We start from the raw sequence: 20,941 nt of genomic DNA on the forward strand, positions 1-20,941 counted from the left end.
AGGAGGCCATTCTAACCGTTCAGGCGAGAGGGTCAGTTGTGTTTTTTCATCAGGTGCGAAGAGATGCTCAAGCCGCCGCCACTGCGCTGACGACGGCAGCGGCGCCACAGCCAGGCGCCGATGTACAGCACCAGCAATCCGCCGATGGCGACAAACGCCGCGCCGCCCGGGCTGGCGTTGAGTTCGCCCAGCATCTGCGGATGAACCGTGAGGCTGGAGGCACCGGCAACAGTCAGCAACAGGCCGGCGACCACAAGGAGCAGTGCGATCAGCGTACCGATGCGTTTGCCCCAGTTGCCCTGACCCCTGGGGCGCAGGCGACGTGCATCGAAACCATCTGACGTTTTCATGCCTTTTCCTCAACAGGTATCAGCTCAATGGAGTATCGGCGCTCTGACCCGGGGAAGGAGGGGTGGTTCCCGCCTTCGGGGCGATGCATGACGGCAAAGGATGGGCGGTTATGTGAACGCTGTCACACGTTTCCTCGCCTGTGTAGCGTCAGACAAGGTCTTTGGTCAGTGCCAGGGTGGCGAAGTTGTCGGCCATGATTGCCATCTCGGTTCTGTGCACGATCTCCGCGCTGACCACGCCGTGCGGGCTCGGCAGGTCACGGGTTGCGCAGGCATCGTCGATCAGGGTGCAGCGATACCCGTAGTCCTTGGTGGCGCGAACCGTGGTGCTGATACTCGAATGGCTCATGAAGCCACAGACGATCAGGTCCAGGTGCCCCAGACTCTGCAGCAGCTCATGCAGTCCGGTGCCATTGAAAGCATTGGGCAGGCGTTTCTCGACCAAGTGTTCATCGCCCTGCGGCAACAGCTCCGGCACCAGTTCCCCGCGCTCGCCATGTGGGTCGAACGGGCCGCCCACGGTGCCCAGATGGCGGATGTGCACGATCGGGCACTTCACCGCACGTGCTTTCTCGACCAGCCGGCCGATGTTGGCCATCGCTTCCCTGACGCCGGTCAGGGCCAGCGGGCCGCGGAGGTATTCTTTTTGCGCGTCGATGATGATCAGCGTCGCGTTACTCAGATGGGCGGGCGCATGCACCCGGCCGCTGAGCTGAAACATGGTCTTTAAATCGGACATTCACGGGCTCCTTTGTGTGGGGCTTTTGCGACATTGTCCTCTGGCTGAAGCGTTCTGGGAATGGCAACCATCGCAGGCCACGGTTTTTATGGCCTGCAGGGCAGTTGGAGGAGGGGGTGGCTGGCGGTTTGCCTTGATGGCGGTAGACGAATCATGGAAACTTCGCGGCCTATCGGGTACGAAGAATGCACGTTGTTCGTAACCAGACTGTTCACCGAGGCTCGTCTTACAGCAGTTCGTTGCCTTTCAAGGAGTTTGTCCATGATCACTTCCCGTCTGCGTACTGTGCGCGACCATATACGCTGGGCCGTCAGCCGCTTTCACGAGGAAGACGTATTTTTCGGTCATGGCACCGACAATGCCTGGGATGAAGCGCGGCAACTGGTGCTGGGGGCGCTGCACTTGCCTTGGGAAATTGCCGACAGCTACCTGGATTGCCGTCTGGAAGTCGACGAAATATCCGACCTGCAACGCTTGATCAAGCGGCGCATCGACGAGCGCGTGCCAACCCCGTATCTGCTGGGCGAGGCCTGGTTCTGTGGCATGTCGTTCATTGTCGATGACCGCGTGTTGATCCCGCGTTCGCCGATCGCCGAGCTGATCGAAGAGCGTTTCGCCCCCTGGCTGGCCGATGACCCGGCGCGGATTCTCGATCTGTGCACAGGCTCCGGTTGCATCGGTATCGCCTGCGCGGAGGTCTTTCCCGATGCCGAGGTGGCCCTGGCCGACCTGTCCTATGACGCACTGGAAGTGGCCAATCAGAACATCGAGCGTCACGGCATGGACGATCGCGTCTACACCGTTCAGGGCGACGGATTCGATGGCCTGCCGGGTCAGCGCTTTGACCTGATCGTGTCCAACCCGCCCTACGTGGACGCCGAAGACTTTGCCGACATGCCCGACGAGTATCAGCATGAGCCAGAGCTGGCGCTGGCCTGTGGCAGCGATGGTCTGAACCTGGTCCGCCGCATGCTCGCCCAGGCCGCCGATCATCTGAACGAGAAGGGCCTGTTGATCGTCGAGGTCGGCAATAGCCAGGTGCACGTGCAGGCACTGTACCCGGAGGTCGATTTCGCCTGGCTGGACTTTCAGCGGGGTGGGCATGGTGTGTTCATGCTCACGGCAGAACAGTGCCGCGACCATCAGGCACTGTTCCAGTCAAAGGTTTGAGGTCAAGAGCCGCGATAACCGGCTGAGGCTGAGGCAAAAGGGAGGCTGATATCAGCCTCCCTTTTTTATAGGCGCGTCTTTTATCGGTGCGTCGCGATCCAGATCAGCAGGCCGGCCTGGAACACCGCGAAGGTCACCAGGCAGGCAATCGTGAAGCGCAGGCCGCTGTCTTCACGCTTGTACTTGCTGACCCGGTCTTCATGCTGGCGAATCGTCACTTCCTGCTCGATCAGATTTTTCTCGGCCTTTTCAAGCATCTGCGAGGCTTCGAGAATCTCGATGATCTGCACCTTGTCGTTGTTCCAGGTGCTGTGCAGGTTGCCGACGTGTACATCCTTGATCGCGCCTTTCATGTGCTGGGCATCGGCATATGTCACTTCAAAACCCAGAGTGCGCAGAAAGTGATCGCGACGCAGACGTGTGTCTTCGTTCAGACCGTCCTTGCTGGCCAACGCCACGCCTTCAATCTTGTAGGAAGACCATCTTTTCTGCGCCCAATGCACCGCATGAGCAATCATGAAGCGCCCGATGCCACGGTTCCATGGCTCGATCTGCAAGCCTGACTCGGGACCGAAGCGCACCATGCGTTTTTCGTGGTCGGCCCAGATATCCAGATGGTTCTGTTCCTTGCGGACCCGCTGACCTGGCAATTGCACCGTGATGCGCAGCAGGCTCAAAGCCTTGCTGTGCCGCTCGGCACGGCCGAACTGTACGAAGCGCAGAGGGCGGCCGCCGGTCGCGCGGTCGGTGGGCAGTGGCGACAGACGCAGCATCTGAAAGCTTTCGGGCAGAACGTCTTCCCACGGCTGCGGTGGCACCGGCACTGCGACTTCTGCGCTGGCCGGTTCTGCGAGGGTTTCAGTCATGGTATTTGCGTCTGTCATAAGGGTGTCCTTTCCTGGGCCTTGCCCCGGAGCACGTTTGCCGGGGCATAAAGGTGCCGAAACACTAAGGTGCCGGAACACAGGGCCAGCACATTGCTATCGGCCAGATTCGCCAGGACTGAAGGACTTTTGACTAACGCGCTGCCGATCTTTTTTCCGGGTTGGGCAGTGCCTTGATGAAGCTCAGGATCCGCTTGGTCACTTCACTGGCCAGCGGCTGGGTCGGATTGCGGTAGGAGAGCAGTTGCTGCTGCAAATCGTCCGGGACGATGCGCAGCACATGATTCATACCGTCGATCAAGGCCAGTTGTGCATCCGGTCTGGCTTTCTGCAGCAGCAGCGCGTCACCCACACCGACCTGAATGTCGTTGCGACCCTGAACGATCAGCGCCGGAATGTGCAAGGCACCGAAAGCCTCCGCCGGGTCCTGGCGGAACAGCGAGATCAGGTACGGCTGGACACTGGGGCGGAAGACCACTTCCAGCTCGGCGGGCACGTTGTCATCGGTCTTGCCGGCCTTGAGTTCGTCGAGCAACTGATCGCTGCGCTGCAGCAGGTCCGGGGGCAGGCGCTCCTGAAACTGTTCGCGCAGCACCTGATCCACCGGTCGCCCGGTGCCGGCCACGGAAATCAGTGCCGCTGCACCTACCTTTTCAGCCGCCAGCGTCGCCACCAGCGCGCCTTCGCTGTGGCCCAACAGAATCAACTGGCCAAGGCGCGGGTTGGCTTTCAGCGCTCTGGCCCATAGCTGCACATCGGCCACATAACGCTCGACGCTCAGGTTGCGTTCATCCGGTGTGACCGCCTTGCTGGCCGCGACGCCCCGTTTGTCGTAGCGCACGCTGGCGATATTGTTGCTGGCCAGGATCACCGCCAGACGTTTCATGCTGTCGTTGCGTCCACCTTCCGGGTTGTTGCCGTCGCGGTCGGTGGGGCCGGAACCGGCGACGATCAACACCACCGGTACCGGTTTGTCGGAGCGCGGCATGAGCAGCGTGCCGTACAGCTTGCCGTTTTCGGTGTCCACGCTTATCGGCCGCTGCACCGCGCTGGGCGCCGCAGCGCTGGCGGTTGCGGCGGTCAGGCTCAGGATCAGGGTTATCGGCACGGCCAGCAGACGCAGCGCGTTGGGAACTCGAAGCAGGGAAATACCGGATAACATCGCAAGGCCATCATTGGGGGAGTCACGCTTGGACGCACGCGGTGACAGAAGGTTCGAGGATGAACTGAACCGCGAGCCTGCGTATACTGGCGCGCTTGGTTTAACGATCTGGTTTTTTGGCTGATTTTTCGGAGCGCCCGCATGTCCGGCAACACTTTCGGCAAGCTGTTCACTGTCACCACCGCCGGCGAAAGCCACGGCCCGGCGCTGGTCGCTATCGTCGACGGCTGCCCGCCGGGGCTGGAGCTGGACCTGCAAGACCTGCAGCGCGACCTGGACCGACGCAAGCCGGGCACCAGCCGCCACACCACGCAGCGTCAGGAGGCCGATGAGGTCGAGATTCTCTCGGGTGTCTTCGAGGGCAAGACCACCGGCGCCTCCATCGGCCTGCTGATCCGCAACACCGATCAGAAATCCAAAGACTATTCGGCGATCAAGGACCTGTTCCGCCCGGCCCACGCCGATTACACCTATCACCACAAGTACGGCATCCGCGACTACCGCGGTGGCGGACGCAGTTCGGCAAGGGAAACCGCCATGCGTGTGGCTGCGGGGGCCATTGCCAAGAAGTATCTGGCAAGCCAGGGCATCGTCATTCGCGGCTACATGAGCCAGCTGGGCCCGATCCAGATCCCGTTCAAGACCTGGGATTCGGTAGAAGACAACGCGTTTTTCTGCCCCGACCCTGACAAGGTCCCGGAACTGGAAGCCTACATGGACCAGCTGCGACGTGATCAGGACTCGGTCGGTGCGAAAATCACCGTGGTCGCAGAAGGCGTGATGCCGGGTCTCGGCGAGCCGATCTTCGATCGTCTGGATGCTGAGCTGGCCCACGCGCTGATGAGCATCAACGCGGTCAAGGGTGTGGAAATCGGTGCCGGTTTCGACTGTGTTGCCCAGCGTGGCACCGAGCACCGCGACGAGATGACGCCACAGGGTTTCCTGTCCAATCACGCGGGCGGCATTCTCGGCGGCATTTCCTCCGGCCAGCCGGTCATCGCGCACTTGGCGCTCAAGCCGACCTCAAGCATCACCACGCCAGGGCGTTCGATCGATGTCGATGGCAACGCCGCCGACGTCATCACCAAGGGTCGGCATGACCCGTGTGTCGGCATCCGTGCCACGCCGATTGCCGAGGCAATGATGGCCATCGTTCTGCTCGATCACTTGTTGCGTCACCGCGGTCAGAACGCCGACGTCAGCGTCAACACACCTGTGCTGGGGCAGGTGTAATGCACGCCGTCACGGTTGCGGACTGCTAGCGTGGCGCAACCTGCCGGCGGGCAGCTGCCTTACTGGCGGCTGTCCGGGTTCTACGTATGCTATTTCGCCTTGCTGGGCCTGTCGGCGCCTTTCATGGCTCTTTACCTGCATCATCTGGGTTTTTCCAGCGCACGGATCGGCGAGCTGGTCGCCATTCCCATGCTGATGCGCTGCGTCGCGCCCAATCTCTGGGGGTGGCTGGGTGATCACACCGGTTGGCGTCTGACCATTGTGCGGTCTGGCGCCATCTGCACGTTGCTGGCGTTTTCGCTGATCCTGGTCGAAAAAAGCTATGCTTGGCTGGCGATGGTCATGGCGCTCTATGCGTTCTTCTGGCACGCCGTCCTGCCGCAGTTCGAAGTCATCACCCTCGCACACCTGCAAGGCCAGACCGCGCGTTACAGCCAGATCCGCCTGTGGGGCTCGATCGGTTTCATTCTGGCCGTCGTGGTGCTGGGGCGGGTATTCGAATGGTTCAGCCTGGACCTGTTCCCCTACATCGCGCTGGCGATCATGTCGGGTATCGTTGTCAGCAGCTGGTGGGTGCCGAATGCGCATCCCGCACCGTCGAGCCGCGAAACCGGGGCGGGCGGCTTTCTCAGGCAACTGGCGCGACCCGGTGTATGGGCGTTCTACCTCAGTGTCGCGCTGATGGTGCTCAGCCATGGCCCGTATTACACCTTTTTGACCCTGCACCTCGAAGAACTCGGTTACAGCCGCGGCCTGATCGGCCTGCTATGGGCGGTCGGCGTGGTGGCTGAAGTGCTGATGTTCATGGTCATGAGCCGGGTTCTGCAGCGCTTTACCGTGCGCCAGGTACTGTTCGCCAGCTTCCTGCTGGCCGCATCGCGCTGGCTGCTGCTGGGTCTGTTTGCCGATCACCTCACCGCGCTGCTGATTGCGCAGGTGATGCACGCCGCCACGTTCGGCAGCTTTCACGCCGCTGCCATTCATTTCGTTCAAAGTAGCTTCGGCCCACGTCAGCAAGGTCAGGGGCAAGCGCTGTATGCCGCCTTGTCCGGGGTCGGCGGGGCGTTAGGCGCTCTGTATTCCGGTTACAGCTGGAACGCGCTGGGGCCGGCCTGGACCTTTGCCATTGCCAGCCTTGCAGCCTTTGCCGCTGCCGTCATGATTGTCACACCCAAGAAAGAGGAAGGTGTATGAGCCGCGAACAATTGAGCCTGGAGATCATCGAAGCCGGGCGTTTTCTGTACGGCCGTGGCTGGTCGCCTGCCACCAGCAGCAATTACTCCGCGCGCCTTTCTGCCAGCGAGGCGCTGTTGACCGTGTCCGGCAAGCACAAGGGCCAGTTGGGCCCTGACGATGTGCTGGCCACCGATCTGGCTGGCAACAGCCTGGAGCCGGGTAAAAAGCCTTCTGCCGAAACCTTGCTGCATACCCAGTTATACAGCTGCAGGCCGCAGGTCGGCGCGGTGTTGCACACCCACTCGGTAAACGCGACGGTGTTGTCGAGGCTGACCACGGCCGATCATCTGGTGTTCGAGGATTACGAGCTGCAAAAGGCCTTTAGCGGCGTGGTCACTCATGAGTCGCAGGTCGTGGTGCCGATTTTCGACAACGATCAGGACATTGCCCGTCTCGCGGCAAAGGTGCAGCCTTGGCTGGACACCCATCCCGAGTGCGCTGGCTACCTGATCCGCGGTCATGGTCTCTACACCTGGGGTGCGAAAATGAGCGACGCCTTGCGCCAGATCGAAGCGTTCGAGTTCCTGTTCGAGTGCGAACTGAAAATGCGTGCGGTCTTGAACCGCTGACAACGTCTTGCCAAACCAGCCTGTAAGCCTGACCGGCCTGTAAAAGCCGGAGGGCGTTGCACCAAACCGAGGATTCACGCATGAGCAGCCTGTCCGTTTATCACGTTTCAAGCCCTGATATGCCCAACAAGGTGCTGACCCATCTGGAAGACATCGCGTCGACGCTGGCCGAGCATGGCGTGGCGTTCGACCGCTGGGAGGCCGCCACGCCGATCACTCCCGGTGCCAGTCAGGAAGAGGTGATCAGCGCCTATCGCACGCAGATCGACAGGCTGATGACCGAACGCGGTTATGTCACCGTGGACGTCATCAGCCTCAACAGCGATCACCCGCAAAAAGCCGAATTGCGCGCCAAGTTTCTTGAAGAGCACCGCCACGGCGAAGACGAGGTGCGCTTTTTCGTTGCCGGGCGGGGCTTGTTTACCTTGCACATCGACGACTATGTGTACGCCGTGCTGTGCGAAAAGAACGACCTGATTTCCGTACCGGCCGGCACGCGGCACTGGTTCGATATGGGCGAAAACCCGCACTTCGTTGCCATCCGCCTGTTCAACAACCCTGAAGGCTGGGTAGCAAACTTTACCGGTGAAGACATTGCCGGCCGTTTTCCACGGCTGGAAGACTGACAGGAGCCCCATTCTGATGCCCATCAAAGCTATCCTCACGGATATCGAAGGCACCACCAGTGCAGTGAGTTTCGTGTTCGACGTGTTGTTTCCGTTCGCCAGAAAGCACCTGCCCGCATTCGTTCGCGAAAATGCCGAGCAACCGGCCGTGGCGCAGCAGTTGCAGGCGGTGCGCGAGCAGGCCGGTGAGTCGGACGCCGATGTCGAGCGCGTCATTGCAATATTGCTGGAATGGATCGCCGAAGACCGCAAGGCCACACCCCTCAAGGCTCTGCAGGGGATGGTCTGGGAGCAGGGCTATAACGCCGGACAGCTCAAGGGTCATGTTTATCCGGATGCTGTCGATGCTCTGAAACACTGGCATCAACAAGGCTACCGACTTTACGTTTATTCCTCGGGCTCGATTCAGGCTCAGCAATTGATTTTCGGCTGTTCCGAGGCGGGCGATCTGTCCGGCCTGTTCAGCGGTTACTTCGATACGACCTCCGGCCCCAAGCGCGAAGCGCAGTCCTACCGCACGATCGCCCAGGCAATGGATTGTCCTGCCGAGGACATTCTGTTCCTGTCGGATATCGTCGAAGAACTCGATGCTGCACAGGCCGCCGGCATGGCCACCTGTGGTCTTGCGCGTGATGGCGGGGCGCTCGCCGGGCACCCGCACGTATCCAGTTTTGCGCTTATCGACCCAGCATCTTTCTAGAAGACTTCCGTCTGCTGTGCGCGGCATCGTCCTGATGCCGCTGCATTGAAACCTGCCTGCCGCAAGGCTCACACACTACTTTTGTAGGACGTTTCCTGCTTTCGAGTGAGCTGTTGCCTGGTTGAAAGTACGTTGAATCTGTTTGTTCTGTTCGCCGTTTTTCAACGTGATTATTCGTGTAAGTTCTGCGCCATCGTCACTGGGTCACGGACAACACCTGTACCGATTCCCGGGCGAAGAAGGAGCGGCAGCGATGGGCAGTGCCATGACAGAAAGCGCGACCAGGGACTTATTGATACAGCAGATGGTGAGCACGATTAGCGAGCTCGATGGGCAGACCGCCATCGAAAATGCACTCGAATGGTTACGGCGCGAATGCAACAGCGAGCGCGCGATGTTCTTTCAGTTCAAGGGCCCGGTGTTGCTGACGTTCATCACCTCCAACGTCGACGAAGCGTGGGGCGACGCCTACCGCCAGCACGATTTGATCACGCAAGACCCTGTGATCCGTTGTTATCGTAATCAACTGGGCTTCCTTAACTGGCAGGATGCGTTCAGGCAATACCCGGTCTCCGCCTTTTATGACGAGCTTGTCGACGCCTGTGAACTGCTTCCGGCCATCTCCTATGGCTACACCAATCATTGCCGTGGTGCCGACAGCGTGACATCGGTGTGTACCCTGGGCGAAGTGGAGCGGCCCATCAGCGCTGAACAAAAGTACCTCATGAGCAGTCTCATGCCGGTACTGCACAGTGTCGCGCGAGGTCTGAAGTTTTGTTCACGCGGCCTGACTCATCGCGAGCTGGAAGTATTGCAGTGGGCCAGAGACGGGAAAACGGCCTGGGAGATCTCGATGATCCGCGACGTGTCGGAGTCGACGGTGAAGTACCACCTCAAGACCATCTACTCCAAGCTGGGCGTTGCCAACAGGGCGCAGGCGGTGGGCGAAGCACTTTGTCGTGGTCTGATCAGGTAGCGGGTCGACAAAACGCAGGCAAAAAAAAGCCGCGAGAACAAAGTGTAATCGCGGCAAACAAGGGATGAGAGAGCGTACAGCGGGTGCCACCCAAGAGGGTGGCGGGCAAAATCAACGTGTGTGGTACGTCGGCAGATCGAAACGGTGCTGGCTTTGCAGCATCGAGATAGCTGGCAGCTCGCTGGCTTGTGCAGCCAGGTCACGGCGGATGGCGCTGATTACCCATTCCAGTTGAACCGGAGTGTGCAGCTGAGCATAAGAGACTGAGCGACGGATCTGCTTACCATCCTGGGTACGCAGTGACAACAGAACACCACCATCAGGACGCGGCTGAGTGGTTACTGTGTAGTCGGAGAATACGGAAGCGAATTTTTCTTGAATAAAAGTCATGTGAGGCGGCTCCATTGCTCATGGGATAACAAGCTTGCAAGTACTATTGCAGTGTCTGTGCCAGACTTTCTCTTAAATTAAATCCTTTAAAATCAATAACTTGAAATATCTTCTATTTTCAGGCTTCGTGCATTTTGCATGAACACCCGTCGTGCGCCCTGCATTTTGCCGTTTCTTGCACGATAGGGATCGGGCAGAAGGGGGATTGCATAGCTTCTGGCGATCAAGAGCAGGCATTGCGCATCCGGATCGATGCTGATCGAACAGCTGGCGAGAGTTGAGGTCAGTGTTTTATCGATGCCGGGTCAACGCATACCCGGAGTACCGTGCGCCAAGGAGTAGTTAATGACCGATACAGATATCAGCGCTTCGAAAACCATGACTGAAGACGAAGCTGCCGAGTTCGCCGAGCAGGTATTCGATGTGGCTCGCCAGGGAAATGCCGTCATGCTCGAGCGTCTGCTTGAAAAGGGCCTGCCGGCAGATCTGCGCAACCACAAGGGCGATACGCTGCTGATGCTGGCCAGCTATCACTGCCATGCGGATGCGGTCCGTGTGCTGCTGAACCACAAGGCTGATCCTGAAATCCGCAACGATAACGGCCAGAGCCCCATCGCCGGCGCAGCGTTCAAGGGCGATCTGGCAGTGGTCAGGTTGCTGGTCGAGGCGGGTGCCGATATAGACGGTGCCTCTGCTGACGGGCGTACCGCACTGATGATGGCGGCGATGTTCAATCGCAACGAAATAGTCGATTACCTGATCAGTCAGGGCGCGGACCCGCATGCCACCGATGCCAAGGGCATCACTGCACTGGGCGCCGCTCAGGCAATGGGCGCGACCGTCACCATTGAGCAGTTGACCAAAATGGGCGTGCAGGCAGCCCGGTCCTGACAGCGAGTGCACTGACAGCAAGGCATGAACACATAGAGGCGCGATGGATTTACCGTTATCCTTCGCGCCTCTTTTTTTGCCCGCTATCAGGATCGCCCCCATGAAAGACTCACTGGTCGAATTAATCAGCAAAGTCAGCTCCGGCTGCATGGGCGACGATGAGATCGTGCATATCGCCGATGAAGCCGCGCAGGCGTATGCCGATCCGCAGGCATTTCTGGCCGCCAACCCTGATATCAACTACGACGATACATTCCCGATCCCGCTGGGCGAGTGGGTCGTGGTGGGCAGTCTGCCGGAAACCGTTCTGTTCCAGGCCGACAGCTACATGGACCTGTTCGAGCAGATCGTTCAGTCGTTTGGCAAGGACGTGACCTTCAACATCAAGCCCAGGCAGCTGGCCAAGGTAGAGCCGCTGGTCGCGCTCAATCGCATTCAGATTCAGTTGAGCAGCATGAACAAGGAGATGGGCGGCTATGTGCTGATGAACTTCAGCCAGCCACTGGATGACGAGCTGCAAGCGGTGCTGGTGTACGGCCGTGACGAAGCGCGCGTAGTCGAACTGGCAGCATCGGCCGGCATCCATGCCGCACCTGCACTGCAAGCATTGCGCGGTTAACCCAGCGCTGTATCGAGAAACATCATCACCGCAAAGCCGCCCATCAGGCCCAGGGTTGCCGAGGTCTGATGGCCATTGCGGTGGGTTTCCGGGATGACTTCATGGGACACCACGAAGATCATCGCGCCTGCCGCCAGCCCCATGCTCAACGGGTAGGCGATGGCAAAGCCGCTGGAGATACCCAGGCCCACCAGTGAGCCCAGTGGCTCCATGAGGCCGGAACCGATGGCCACCAGCATCGCCTTGAAGGCCGACAGACCGGTCGCACGCAGGGCCAGCGCAATGGCCAGCCCTTCGGGAATGTCCTGAATGGCGATGGCGGTGGTCAATGGCAGGCCGACGTTCATGTCGCCGCTGGCGAAACTGACGCCAATCGCCATGCCCTCGGGCAGGTTATGCAGGGTGATCGCCAGCACGAACAGCCACACCCGGCTGATCCGTTCCGAATGAGGTCCCTGGCGGCCTACGCTTTCATGCTCGTGCGGGGTGAACTTGTCCAGCCCCAGCATCAGCAGCACACCCAACCCCAGACCGGCGACAACCGTCGCAGCTGCCCAAGGGCCGCTGTCGGTAATGTGCCGGGCGGCTTCCAGGCCTGGAAGAATCAGCGAGAACGAGCTGGCCGCCAGCATCATCCCGGCGGCAAACCCGAGCATGATGTCCTGAACGCGTTGCGAGACGTTGCGCAGGGCAACCGCCATCACTGCGCCCAGCGCCGTCGCCAGAAAGCCCGCGATACCGCCCAGCAAGGCGTGATTGAAGTTGACCTGACTGGTGCCATAGAAGGCGTTGTAAAGACTGATGCCACCGAGGCCGACGACGATCAGCAGGGCGAGGGCGAAGCCCAGGCTTACCAGCGGGCTGCCCTGAAGCTGGTTTAACCAGGCCGCCCAGGGCGTTCGGGATGATGCGGGCGTAGGCATTGATAGGGCTACCTGTGTAAAGGGGGAGAAGCAATGGTGACTGAAATACAAAGTCGACCCCGTCTGGGAGCCCGAGAATATAAGGTTGGTTCAACGGAACCCCCGAACGGCGCTACTATCCTAGGAGGGTAAGCATTCAATTTAGGGGCAACACCATGGGTTCTAGCTTCAACGGCCTGGTCGGCTTGATCATTCTGGCGCTCGATATCTGGGCCATCATCAACGTCTTGAAAAGCGGTGCCGAGACGGGCAAGAAAATCCTCTGGGTATTGCTGATCGTACTGCTTCCTGTGGTGGGCCTGATCATCTGGGCAATCCTCGGGCCGCGTGGCAACGTACGCATGTGATACGTCCACACGCTGGGCAAACAACGCTTGATTACCTTGGGTAATCAGGCGTTTTTCGTTTCATGCGCGGGGCATTCGCGGCGGCAGTGACACGCTAAGCTGCATAGAGGTTCGACCTGTCATGTTCCTCGACGTAGAATGCGCGCCTTTGTTGTGGGCGGTCGGCCGTCCTGTCATCAGTACCCAGCGGGAGCTTACCCATGAGCGATTATCAGGAAACGTTATACGAAGGCTACGGCCAACGCTTTCGTATGGAAAAAATGCTTCACGAAGTACGTACCGATCACCAGCACCTAGTGATCTTCCAGAACCCGCGCATGGGCCGTGTCATGGCGCTGGACGGCGTCATTCAGACCACCGAAGCGGACGAATTCATCTACCACGAAATGCTCACCCATGTGCCGATTCTGGCGCACGGTGCAGCCAAGCGCGTACTGATCATCGGCGGTGGCGACGGCGGCATGCTGCGTGAAGTCGCCAAGCACATGAGCGTTGAACACATCACCATGGTCGAGATTGATGCGACCGTGGTCGAGATGTGCAAGGAATATCTGCCCAATCATTCCAGCGGTGCCTTCGACGATTCGCGTCTGAACCTGGTCATCGACGATGGCATGCGCTTCGTCGCGACCACCGAAGAGAAGTTTGACGTGATCATCTCCGACTCCACCGATCCGATCGGCCCGGGTGAAGTCCTGTTCTCGGAAAACTTTTACCAGGCCTGCCATCGCTGTCTCAATGAAGGCGGCATTCTGGTCACCCAGAACGGCACGCCTTTCATGCAGTTGAGCGGTGTGCAGACCACGGCCGGGCGCATGAACGGTCTGTTTGCCGACTGGCATTTCTATCACGCTGCGATCCCTACTTACATCGGCGGAGCAATGACCTTCGCCTGGGGCTCAACCAACAAGAGCTATCGCAAACTGCCGCTGGAAACCCTGCGTCAGCGTTTCTCGGGCAGCGGTATTGTTACGCGTTATTACAATCCGGAAGTCCACATCGGTGCGTTCGCCTTGCCGCAGTACGTCCTGCAGGCCGTAGGCAAGGCCAGCAACGACTGATGAGTCGGTCCGGCTCCTCGAGCCGGATTTTCTCGAGCGTGGCCTGTGAGGCTTTATAAGCGCTTAATTCGCGACAGAAATTTCACACGATCTGTCACAAAATTGCGCGCGAAGCTGAACAGGCACGCGTCTTCATGGGCTGACCTGGCCCCTGGCGACCCGCAATCAAGTAATATCTGCGCCCTGTCGCGCGCCGTCTCCCTCAAGAGGAGGGTGGCGCTGCACTCTGAACCTACCCCTGAATCCACCGGATCCTGACAACCATGGCCAAAACGGACGCCCAGATTCATCGGCAAGCCCGCCTGCAAAATCCCACTGTCAAATCGCATCTGGCTTACATCCTGCTCAGCGGCTTCGCCCTGATGGTGATGTACACCCTGTTGCGTATCGGTCTGCTGGTCTACAACCGCGAGATGATTGGCGACACGCCTGCCTCGACGTTCCTTGAAGCACTGTTCAACGGCACGCGCTTCGACCTGCGCCTGACCGTGTACCTGCTCATTCCGCTGGTGCTGTCGCTGTTCAGCGCCCGCGCCATGGCGGCACGCGGGTTCTTCCGTTTCTGGCTGACGCTGGTCGGCAGCATCACGCTGTTCTTCGGCCTGATGGAAATGGACTTCTACCGTGAGTTTCACCAGCGCCTGAACGGTCTGGTGTTTCAATACGTCAAGGAAGACCCGAAGACTGTTCTGAGCATGCTCTGGTACGGTTTCCCGGTGGTCCGTTACCTGCTGGCATGGGCCGTGGTGACCTGGCTGCTGAGTCTGGTGTTCAAGGGCATTGACCGTGCAACCCGTCCACGTGTCGCGGCAAAAACCAGCCCGGAGGCCACTCGTTCCATTGCGCCTTGGTATGTGCGCGCCGGTGTGTTCGTGCTGGTGTTGCTGGTCATGGTGGTCTGCATCCGTGGCACTCTGCGCCAGGGCCCGCCGCTGCGCTGGGGTGACGCTTACACCACTGACTCCAACTTCGCCAACCAGTTGGGCCTGAACGGCACACTGACGCTGATCACTGCGGCCAAGAGCCGTATGTCCGAAGATCGCGACAACATCTGGAAAGCCACGCTGCCACAGGACGAGGCCCAGCAGACCGTGCGCGACATGCTGCTGACGCCGAACGACAAGCTGGTCGAGCCGGATATTGCCGCTGTGCGTCGTGACTTCACGCCACCGGCAGAGAAGACCTTGCCGATCCGCAACGTGGTCGTGATCCTGATGGAAAGCTTCGCCGGTCACTCGGTGGGCGCCCTGGGCAACGATGCCAACATCACGCCGTACTTCGACAAGTTGTCCAAGGAAGGCCTGTTGTTCGATCACTTCTTCTCCAACGGTACCCACACCCACCAGGGCATGTTCGCCACCATGGCGTGCTTCCCGAACCTGCCGGGCTTCGAGTACCTGATGCAGACGCCGGAAGGCAGCCACAAGCTGTCGGGTCTTCCGCAATTGCTGAGTACGGGTCGCAACTACGACGATGTCTACGTCTATAACGGCAACTTTGCCTGGGACAACCAGTCGGGTTTCTTCAGCAACCAGGGCATGACCAACTTCGTCGGCCGTGAAGACTTCGTCAACCCGGTGTTTTCCGATCCGACCTGGGGTGTTTCCGACCAGGACATGTTCGACCGTGGCGCGCAGGAGCTCAAGGCCCGTCAGGACGGCAAGCCGTTCTATGCGTTGCTGCAGACCCTGTCCAACCACACGCCGTATGCGCTGCCAGATCCTTTGCCGGTCGAGCGCGTCACCGGACATGGCTCGCTGGATGAGCATTTGACCGCCATGCGTTATGCCGACTGGGCGCTGGGCCAGTTCTTCGAGAAGGCCAAAAAAGAGCCTTACTACAAGAACACGCTGTTCGTGGTGCTGGGCGACCATGGTTTCGGTAACGACAAGCAACTGACCGAAATGGATCTGGGCCGTTTCAACGTGCCTCTGCTGCTGATCGGCCCTGGTGTGCAGGAGAAGTTCGGCCAGCGCAGCAGCATCGTGGGTACGCAGGTCGACGTCGTGCCGACCATCATGGGACGTCTGGGTGGCCTGAACCGCAACCAGTGCTGGGGCCGCGATCTGCTGAACCTGCCTGAGGGTGACAAGGGCTTCGGTGTGATCAAGCCGTCGGGCAGTGAGCAGGTGGTCGCTATCATCAGCGGCAACCGCATCCTGATCGAACCGACCGAGATGCCTGCCAAGCTATTGACCTACACCCTTGGCGCCAAGCCGCATGCCGAAGAAGTGCCGGATGCGCCCGACACGCAGGAGCTCAAGCGCAAGCTGGAAAGCTTCCTGCAGACGGCCACCAAAAGCCTTCTGGACAACACGGCAGGTGTAGAAGCCAGCAAGAACCGCAACTGACGAATACTGACTCGTCCGGGCGACCGGCGAGTCGGATCAGTCAAGCGACAAGGGTCCTCGGCATTGACTGCGAGGGTCTTTTTTTTGCCCGAAATGCCTGGCCCTGCGGCGTAATCGGTTGAACGAATACGTGGACTGAAAGGTCCAGATCACATAAGCCAGAGTGCCTGGCTTCGTATGGGAGGCATTGATGAAACAGTGGACCATTGTGTATCTGGACAAGGATGGTGTGCGGCAGCACCTTGAGGCCGATTTTGAACAGCATCCCAGTGATGAGCAAGTTGCACGTCTACTGCGCAAGGGCCTGTATCCAGTGACTGATGAGCTGGATCTCAATGACCTTGATGGGCGTACTGATGATCCTACCGTGAAGACGCTCAAGGACCATAACAGTGTGCAGATCATTTCCATTACAGAAAAGTCGCCTGATCTGCGTTGATCAAAAACCTTTTCGTGGCAACCACTTGGCATCCGGCCCACGATGGGGCTACTCTGCAGATGAGGCTGTTCACGCAGCCTCTGACATCTCGATACCCGACCGGCGCCAAGCCAGGTCCGGTCAGCTACATGCTTGATTCCCCGCGTCGGATTATCTGTCGTGAGGTGGCCTCCGAAGACTCGGCGGTCGCTCTGGAAGAGTTGAAACTCTATCTATCGTTGCATAGGAGGACGTTTCATGAGCACAGCCTATCAAGAGGACATCAGCAGTAACGTACTGCGCCGCATGAAAGAAGGCGGTTTTGACTTCGCGCGAATCTATCCCATCGAGTTCTACGCCATCTTCCCGGACGAGGAACGGGCACGGCAGGCCGCAGAGCAATTTCGCGGCGAATCCCTCAACACTCAGGTAAACGTACGTGATGACGGCCATTGGCACCTGCAATTGAGCAAAGTCATGTATGCGACCTATGACGGCATTGGTGACTTCGAGCAGGATTTCCAGACGGTCATTTCACCTATGGACGGCGAAGTCGAGGGATGGGGCGTTACTCAGGAGATCAGAAGACTGCACGCTTGATGGCTGCGGATTGTCAGGTAACACACCACCGGCTGATTCGGGATACTTTCCGGATCGGCCGGTTGTGTTTCTGGTGCTTGTTCATGAACAGTGGTCAAAAAAAAGCCACTCAAACGAGTGGCGCAAAGGGAAGTCTGTTTAAAATCCGCAGGCATTTTTGGCTTGCTGGACAAAATATCGGTGGCGGCAAAAAAGGCTTTTGGTGCCCTGTTTGCTCGGTTGCTGTGGAGTGTGGCGAACTAATGTCGTTGGCGGAAATCAACTCTGACTATGCTGATCATAGATTTCACGGTTGAATGACGCTTCCGAATGAGGCGTGAAAGATTTGGCTTGGGCGTTTAATGCACAGGAATGGTGCGTAGAGCGTCGGGTGTTTACCTAACCTTTTGAAATCAAAGCGTTTATGCCGGTGGCACGGGCTTTGCGATGGTCTTGGTGTCCATGGTGACAAGGAGTACGGCATGATCCGCACCTTTTATGACGAGATGTACGATGCGGGCGGCGTAGTCCGTCCGCACTATCGGGAGTTCGCCCGCTGGCTGGGTGATACGCCTCCCGAACTTTTGGCTCAGCGCAGGCGCGAAGCCGATCTGCTGTTTCACCGTGCCGGGATCACGTTCACACTCTATGGTGATGAGCAGGGCACCGAGCGGCTTATCCCTTTCGATACCATCCCGCGCAGCATCCCGGCCAGCGAATGGCGGGTTGTCGAGCGTGGCTGCATTCAGCGCGTCAAGGCGCTGAACATGTTTCTGGCCGATCTGTATCACGACCAGCGGATTATCAAGGCCGGGATAATTCCCGCCGAACAGGTGCTGGCCAACGAGCAGTACCAGTTGGCAATGCAGGGCCTGAATCTGCACCGCGATCTGTACTCGCATATTTCCGGCGTCGATCTGGTGCGCGACGGTGACGGCACCTATTACGTGCTGGAAGACAATCTGCGCACCCCGAGCGGCGTGAGCTACATGCTCGAAGACCGCAAGATGATGATGCGCCTGTTCCCGGAGCTGTTTTCCGCGCAGCGCATTGCGCCGATCGACCACTACCCGAACCTGTTGCTCGACACGCTCAAGAGTTCCAGCCATCTGGACAACCCGAGTGTCGTGGTGCTGACGCCTGGCCGCTTCAACAGCGCCTTTTTCGAGCATGCGTTTCTGGCTCGCGAGATGGGCGTCGAACTGGTGGAAGGTGCCGATCTGTTTGTCCGCGATGACCGCGTGTTCATGCGCACCACCGACGGCCCGAAAGCCGTTGATGTGATCTATCGTCGTCTCGATGACGCATTCCTCGATCCGCTGGCCTTCAACCCTGATTCGATGCTGGGCGTCCCTGGGCTGCTGTCTGCCTATCGATCCGGCAACGTGGTGCTGGCTAATGCCATCGGTACCGGCGTCGCGGATGACAAGTCGGTTTACCCCTATGTCACCGACATGATTCGTTTCTATCTGGACGAAGAGCCGATTCTCAAGAACGTGCCGACCTGGCAGTGCCGCAAGCCGGAAGAGCTGTCCCATGTGCTGGCCAACCTCGGCGATCTGGTCGTCAAGGAAACCCAGGGCTCCGGTGGCTACGGCATGCTGGTCGGCCCCGCAGCGACCGCCGCCGAGATCGAAGCCTTCCGGGCACGCCTCAAGGCCAAGCCGCATGCGTACATCGCCCAACCCACCTTGTGCCTGTCGACCTGTCCGACCTTTGTCGAGAACGGCATCGCCCCGCGACATATCGATTTGCGCCCGTTTGTTCTGTCCGGTCGTGAAACCCGCGTTGTGCCTGGCGGGCTTACCCGAGTGGCCTTGCGTGAAGGTTCACTGGTGGTCAATTCGTCGCAGGGTGGCGGAACCAAAGACACCTGGGTGGTCGAGGATTAAGGATGCCTGCCAATGTTAAGTAGAACTGCCTCTGATCTTTTCTGGATGTCGCGTTACCTGGAGCGAGCGGAGAACCTCGCCCGCATGCTGGACGTGAGCTATTCGCTGTCGCTAATGCCGCAGGACGGGCGGGGCGACGGGCTGGATGAAATAGCCATGCCGTTGCTGATCACCGGCACCCTGGAAACCTATATCGAGCGTCATGGCGAGCTGCATGCCGAACGCATGCTGCACTTCTTTGCCCTGGACGCCACCAACCCGGCGAGCATCTACAGCTGCCTGGGCGCAGCGAGGGCCAGTGCGCACGCGGTGCGCGGGCGCATTACCGCAGACATGTGGGAGAACATCAACTCCACCTGGCTGGAGATTCGCGGCATCGCCCAGCAGGGCCTGACCCGCTACGGCATGAGCCGTTTCTGCGAATGGGTCAAGGAGCGTTCGCACCTGTTCCGTGGTGCGACCTACGGCACCATCATGCGTAACGATGCGTTCCGTTTCATCCGTCTGGGTACGTTCATCGAGCGCGCCGACAACACCATGCGCATGCTCGATGCCCGTTATGAGATGCTTGAATTGCGTGGGCCACAGGCCAACGCTGCGGCAGACAACTCGGCGGCCGGGTATTACCAGTGGAGCGCCTTGCTGCGCGCACTGTCCTCGTTCGAGGCTTACACTGAAGTCTATCGGGATGCGCCAGGCGCGCGTCAGGTTGCCGAGCTGTTGCTGCTGCGTGCCGACATTCCGCGCTCGCTGCGCGCGTGCCTGGAGGAGATGGACGTCATTCTGGCCAGCCTGCCGGGCGTCAACGGTCGACCCGCACAGCGCATGGCGGCCGAGATGGACGCCAGATTGCGTTATACCAGCATCGACGAGATTCTGGCTGAAGGCCTGCACGAGTGGTTGAACGAATTCATTCCGATGCTGGCTCAACTGGGTGATGCCATTCACACTTCGTATCTGGAGGCTGCATGAGACTTTCGATAAGCCATGAGACCACCTATCACTACGATGACCAGGTGCGCTCGAGTATCCAGTATCTGCGCCTGACACCTCACGACAGTGAGCGTCAGCAAGTGCTCAGCTGGCAGCTGACGTTGCCACGTCCGGTGCGTGCGCAGATCGACCCCTTTGGCAATATCCTGCATGTTCTGAGCCTCGAAGAGCCGCACGAAGCGATCATCATCGGCGCGCGCGGGCAGGTGGAGATCGACGAGACCCGCGAGGCCGAGCACGAAAGCCAGTCGGCATTGCCGTTCTTGCGCGTGACCCGACTGACCGAGCCTGACGAAGCGATTCGCAGTTTTGCGGCGATGGAGTGCCGCAAACGAGCTGACCGCACCGGGTTGATCGACCTGATGCAGGCGCTCAACCAGCACATGACCTACACCCAGGGCGCGACCGAGGTGGACACCAGTGCCGCGCAGGCTTTCGCCGGACGCTCGGGCGTGTGTCAGGACCATACCCACGCGTTTCTGGCCTGTGCCCGCAGCCTCGGGGTGCCGGCTCGTTATGTCTCCGGTTATCTGTGCAGCGAAGACAGCGAACATCTGTCCAGCCACGCTTGGGCCGAGGCCTGGATAGACGACGCCTGGTACAGTTTCGATGTCACCAATCAGCTGGCCATCCCCGAGCGTCATTTGAAACTGGCGGTAGGGCTGGACTATCTGGACGCCTGTCCGGTGCGCGGCATGCGGCGCGGCGGCGGATCCGAGCATATGCACGCCAAAGTCGTGGTGTCGCCCATGACCGGCACGCCGAAAGTGAAAACCCGCGTGCAGGTCCAGACGCAGCATCAGTAAACCGTAACGGGCTGTGCGTCATGAAA

24 protein-coding genes are annotated in these 20,941 nt (G+C 59.4%); 18 read left to right on the plus strand and 6 right to left on the minus strand.

Features of this window, described 5'->3' with window-relative positions; all coding sequences use genetic code 11:
- Positions 1 to 32 precede the first annotated feature (32 nt).
- Together P406_RS19130 and P406_RS19135 are read right to left on the minus strand one after the other, a co-directional pair.
- Positions 33 to 350 carry a hypothetical protein gene (locus P406_RS19130; RefSeq protein ID WP_046237037.1) on the minus strand — a complete coding sequence of 106 codons (318 nt, stop codon included), beginning with the start codon at positions 348 to 350 and terminating at the stop codon, positions 33 to 35.
- Positions 351 to 498: 148 nt separating this feature from the next.
- The gene (locus P406_RS19135; protein ID WP_004410186.1) at positions 499 to 1,089 is read right to left on the minus strand and encodes a cysteine hydrolase family protein; all 591 of its coding nucleotides are present in this window, start codon (positions 1,087 to 1,089) and stop codon (positions 499 to 501) included.
- A gap of 261 nt (positions 1,090 to 1,350) precedes the next feature.
- On the opposite strand from P406_RS19135, the gene prmB reads away from it, so the two are divergent.
- Positions 1,351 to 2,259: a 50S ribosomal protein L3 N(5)-glutamine methyltransferase gene (prmB, locus tag P406_RS19140; RefSeq protein ID WP_046237038.1), complete on the plus strand. Its 909-nt coding sequence runs from the start codon at positions 1,351 to 1,353 to the stop codon at positions 2,257 to 2,259.
- 80 nt (positions 2,260 to 2,339) lie between these two features.
- On the opposite strand, the gene P406_RS19145 is transcribed toward prmB, so the two are convergent.
- Both P406_RS19145 and P406_RS19150 read right to left on the minus strand, forming a co-directional pair.
- Positions 2,340 to 3,143, minus strand: coding sequence for a hypothetical protein (locus P406_RS19145; RefSeq protein ID WP_003396390.1), 804 nt, complete (start codon positions 3,141 to 3,143; stop codon positions 2,340 to 2,342).
- 133 nt (positions 3,144 to 3,276) lie between these two features.
- Complete coding sequence (locus tag P406_RS19150; RefSeq protein ID WP_046237039.1) at positions 3,277 to 4,305, minus strand: alpha/beta hydrolase; 1,029 nt, start codon at positions 4,303 to 4,305, stop codon at positions 3,277 to 3,279.
- A gap of 141 nt (positions 4,306 to 4,446) precedes the next feature.
- Between P406_RS19150 and aroC the strand changes: the two genes are divergently transcribed.
- From aroC to P406_RS19180, 6 genes are all read left to right on the plus strand, one after another.
- On the plus strand, positions 4,447 to 5,538 hold the full coding sequence (gene aroC, locus P406_RS19155) for a chorismate synthase (RefSeq protein ID WP_046237040.1): 1,092 nt from the start codon (positions 4,447 to 4,449) through the stop codon (positions 5,536 to 5,538).
- Positions 5,539 to 5,568: 30 nt separating this feature from the next.
- Positions 5,569 to 6,732, plus strand: coding sequence for an MFS transporter (locus tag P406_RS19160; RefSeq protein WP_046237041.1), 1,164 nt, complete (start codon positions 5,569 to 5,571; stop codon positions 6,730 to 6,732).
- On the plus strand, positions 6,729 to 7,343 hold the full coding sequence (locus tag P406_RS19165; RefSeq protein ID WP_003415859.1) for a methylthioribulose 1-phosphate dehydratase: 615 nt from the start codon (positions 6,729 to 6,731) through the stop codon (positions 7,341 to 7,343). Before P406_RS19160 ends, P406_RS19165 begins: the two co-directional genes overlap by 4 nt.
- Positions 7,344 to 7,423: 80 nt before the next feature.
- On the plus strand, positions 7,424 to 7,969 hold the full coding sequence (locus tag P406_RS19170) for a 1,2-dihydroxy-3-keto-5-methylthiopentene dioxygenase (protein ID WP_003343133.1): 546 nt from the start codon (positions 7,424 to 7,426) through the stop codon (positions 7,967 to 7,969).
- Between the two features lie 16 nt (positions 7,970 to 7,985).
- Positions 7,986 to 8,669 carry an acireductone synthase gene (mtnC, locus tag P406_RS19175; RefSeq protein ID WP_046237042.1) on the plus strand — a complete coding sequence of 228 codons (684 nt, stop codon included), beginning with the start codon at positions 7,986 to 7,988 and terminating at the stop codon, positions 8,667 to 8,669.
- A gap of 253 nt (positions 8,670 to 8,922) precedes the next feature.
- Positions 8,923 to 9,645 carry a helix-turn-helix transcriptional regulator gene (locus P406_RS19180; RefSeq protein WP_046237043.1) on the plus strand — a complete coding sequence of 241 codons (723 nt, stop codon included), beginning with the start codon at positions 8,923 to 8,925 and terminating at the stop codon, positions 9,643 to 9,645.
- A gap of 111 nt (positions 9,646 to 9,756) precedes the next feature.
- Here the strand turns inward: P406_RS19180 and P406_RS19185 are convergent, their stop codons facing one another.
- Complete coding sequence (locus tag P406_RS19185; protein ID WP_003315128.1) at positions 9,757 to 10,035, minus strand: DUF3509 domain-containing protein; 279 nt, start codon at positions 10,033 to 10,035, stop codon at positions 9,757 to 9,759.
- A gap of 345 nt (positions 10,036 to 10,380) precedes the next feature.
- Between P406_RS19185 and P406_RS19190 the strand changes: the two genes are divergently transcribed.
- On the plus strand, positions 10,381 to 10,926 hold the full coding sequence (locus P406_RS19190; protein WP_046237044.1) for an ankyrin repeat domain-containing protein: 546 nt from the start codon (positions 10,381 to 10,383) through the stop codon (positions 10,924 to 10,926).
- Positions 10,927 to 11,026: 100 nt separating this feature from the next.
- Positions 11,027 to 11,545, plus strand: a complete 519-nt coding sequence (locus P406_RS19195; RefSeq protein WP_003371543.1) for a hypothetical protein — start codon at positions 11,027 to 11,029, stop codon at positions 11,543 to 11,545.
- Here P406_RS19195 and P406_RS19200 read toward each other — a convergent pair.
- Complete coding sequence (locus P406_RS19200; RefSeq protein WP_046237045.1) at positions 11,542 to 12,468, minus strand: ZIP family metal transporter; 927 nt, start codon at positions 12,466 to 12,468, stop codon at positions 11,542 to 11,544. The genes P406_RS19195 and P406_RS19200 overlap by 4 nt on opposite strands.
- A gap of 155 nt (positions 12,469 to 12,623) precedes the next feature.
- On the opposite strand from P406_RS19200, the gene P406_RS19205 reads away from it, so the two are divergent.
- The 9 genes from P406_RS19205 (at position 12,624) to P406_RS19240 (ending at position 20,915) form a co-directional block, all read left to right on the plus strand.
- A complete protein-coding gene (locus tag P406_RS19205; protein ID WP_003315122.1) occupies positions 12,624 to 12,815 on the plus strand; it encodes a PLDc N-terminal domain-containing protein in 192 nt (63 codons plus the stop codon).
- Positions 12,816 to 13,015: 200 nt separating this feature from the next.
- On the plus strand, positions 13,016 to 13,876 hold the full coding sequence (gene speE, locus P406_RS19210; protein WP_004410209.1) for a polyamine aminopropyltransferase: 861 nt from the start codon (positions 13,016 to 13,018) through the stop codon (positions 13,874 to 13,876).
- 263 nt (positions 13,877 to 14,139) lie between these two features.
- Positions 14,140 to 16,227 carry an LTA synthase family protein gene (locus P406_RS19215; protein ID WP_046237046.1) on the plus strand — a complete coding sequence of 696 codons (2,088 nt, stop codon included), beginning with the start codon at positions 14,140 to 14,142 and terminating at the stop codon, positions 16,225 to 16,227.
- Between the two features lie 190 nt (positions 16,228 to 16,417).
- On the plus strand, positions 16,418 to 16,666 hold the full coding sequence (locus P406_RS19220; protein ID WP_032698242.1) for a hypothetical protein: 249 nt from the start codon (positions 16,418 to 16,420) through the stop codon (positions 16,664 to 16,666).
- 237 nt (positions 16,667 to 16,903) lie between these two features.
- The gene (locus P406_RS19225; protein ID WP_003315117.1) at positions 16,904 to 17,245 is read left to right on the plus strand and encodes a ribonuclease E inhibitor RraB; all 342 of its coding nucleotides are present in this window, start codon (positions 16,904 to 16,906) and stop codon (positions 17,243 to 17,245) included.
- 83 nt (positions 17,246 to 17,328) lie between these two features.
- Positions 17,329 to 17,541 (plus strand): hypothetical protein, encoded by a 213-nt coding sequence (locus tag P406_RS29460; RefSeq protein ID WP_162234443.1) that lies wholly within the window; start codon positions 17,329 to 17,331, stop codon positions 17,539 to 17,541.
- A gap of 165 nt (positions 17,542 to 17,706) precedes the next feature.
- Positions 17,707 to 19,116 carry a circularly permuted type 2 ATP-grasp protein gene (locus tag P406_RS19230; RefSeq protein ID WP_003371557.1) on the plus strand — a complete coding sequence of 470 codons (1,410 nt, stop codon included), beginning with the start codon at positions 17,707 to 17,709 and terminating at the stop codon, positions 19,114 to 19,116.
- A gap of 12 nt (positions 19,117 to 19,128) precedes the next feature.
- Positions 19,129 to 20,088 (plus strand): alpha-E domain-containing protein, encoded by a 960-nt coding sequence (locus P406_RS19235; protein ID WP_003415868.1) that lies wholly within the window; start codon positions 19,129 to 19,131, stop codon positions 20,086 to 20,088.
- A complete protein-coding gene (locus P406_RS19240; RefSeq protein ID WP_046237047.1) occupies positions 20,085 to 20,915 on the plus strand; it encodes a transglutaminase family protein in 831 nt (276 codons plus the stop codon). Before P406_RS19235 ends, P406_RS19240 begins: the two co-directional genes overlap by 4 nt.
- Positions 20,916 to 20,941 lie beyond the last annotated feature (26 nt).

The organism is Pseudomonas syringae pv. coryli str. NCPPB 4273 (assembly GCF_000972175.1).
Taxonomy (GTDB): domain Bacteria; phylum Pseudomonadota; class Gammaproteobacteria; order Pseudomonadales; family Pseudomonadaceae; genus Aquipseudomonas; species Aquipseudomonas syringae.

What these genes read in the sequence shown, in the direction of transcription:
- P406_RS19240 (WP_046237047.1), top strand. Translation starts at nt 20,085, where the DNA reads ATGAGACTTTCGATAAGCCATGAGACCACCTATCACTACGATGACCAG.
- prmB (WP_046237038.1), top strand. Translation starts at nt 1,351, where the DNA reads ATGATCACTTCCCGTCTGCGTACTGTGCGCGACCATATACGCTGGGCC.
- aroC (WP_046237040.1), top strand. Translation starts at nt 4,447, where the DNA reads ATGTCCGGCAACACTTTCGGCAAGCTGTTCACTGTCACCACCGCCGGC.
- P406_RS19185 (WP_003315128.1), bottom strand. Translation starts at nt 10,035, where the DNA reads ATGACTTTTATTCAAGAAAAATTCGCTTCCGTATTCTCCGACTACACA.
- P406_RS19225 (WP_003315117.1), top strand. Translation starts at nt 16,904, where the DNA reads ATGAGCACAGCCTATCAAGAGGACATCAGCAGTAACGTACTGCGCCGC.
- P406_RS19130 (WP_046237037.1), bottom strand. Translation starts at nt 350, where the DNA reads ATGAAAACGTCAGATGGTTTCGATGCACGTCGCCTGCGCCCCAGGGGT.
- P406_RS19215 (WP_046237046.1), top strand. Translation starts at nt 14,140, where the DNA reads ATGGCCAAAACGGACGCCCAGATTCATCGGCAAGCCCGCCTGCAAAAT.
- P406_RS19195 (WP_003371543.1), top strand. Translation starts at nt 11,027, where the DNA reads ATGAAAGACTCACTGGTCGAATTAATCAGCAAAGTCAGCTCCGGCTGC.
- P406_RS19145 (WP_003396390.1), bottom strand. Translation starts at nt 3,143, where the DNA reads ATGACAGACGCAAATACCATGACTGAAACCCTCGCAGAACCGGCCAGC.
- P406_RS19170 (WP_003343133.1), top strand. Translation starts at nt 7,424, where the DNA reads ATGAGCAGCCTGTCCGTTTATCACGTTTCAAGCCCTGATATGCCCAAC.
- P406_RS19230 (WP_003371557.1), top strand. Translation starts at nt 17,707, where the DNA reads ATGATCCGCACCTTTTATGACGAGATGTACGATGCGGGCGGCGTAGTC.
- P406_RS19205 (WP_003315122.1), top strand. Translation starts at nt 12,624, where the DNA reads ATGGGTTCTAGCTTCAACGGCCTGGTCGGCTTGATCATTCTGGCGCTC.
- P406_RS19150 (WP_046237039.1), bottom strand. Translation starts at nt 4,305, where the DNA reads ATGTTATCCGGTATTTCCCTGCTTCGAGTTCCCAACGCGCTGCGTCTG.
- mtnC (WP_046237042.1), top strand. Translation starts at nt 7,986, where the DNA reads ATGCCCATCAAAGCTATCCTCACGGATATCGAAGGCACCACCAGTGCA.
- P406_RS19190 (WP_046237044.1), top strand. Translation starts at nt 10,381, where the DNA reads ATGACCGATACAGATATCAGCGCTTCGAAAACCATGACTGAAGACGAA.
- P406_RS19165 (WP_003415859.1), top strand. Translation starts at nt 6,729, where the DNA reads ATGAGCCGCGAACAATTGAGCCTGGAGATCATCGAAGCCGGGCGTTTT.
- P406_RS19180 (WP_046237043.1), top strand. Translation starts at nt 8,923, where the DNA reads ATGGGCAGTGCCATGACAGAAAGCGCGACCAGGGACTTATTGATACAG.
- P406_RS19220 (WP_032698242.1), top strand. Translation starts at nt 16,418, where the DNA reads ATGAAACAGTGGACCATTGTGTATCTGGACAAGGATGGTGTGCGGCAG.
- P406_RS19135 (WP_004410186.1), bottom strand. Translation starts at nt 1,089, where the DNA reads ATGTCCGATTTAAAGACCATGTTTCAGCTCAGCGGCCGGGTGCATGCG.
- speE (WP_004410209.1), top strand. Translation starts at nt 13,016, where the DNA reads ATGAGCGATTATCAGGAAACGTTATACGAAGGCTACGGCCAACGCTTT.
- P406_RS29460 (WP_162234443.1), top strand. Translation starts at nt 17,329, where the DNA reads ATGAACAGTGGTCAAAAAAAAGCCACTCAAACGAGTGGCGCAAAGGGA.
- P406_RS19200 (WP_046237045.1), bottom strand. Translation starts at nt 12,468, where the DNA reads ATGCCTACGCCCGCATCATCCCGAACGCCCTGGGCGGCCTGGTTAAAC.
- P406_RS19235 (WP_003415868.1), top strand. Translation starts at nt 19,129, where the DNA reads ATGTTAAGTAGAACTGCCTCTGATCTTTTCTGGATGTCGCGTTACCTG.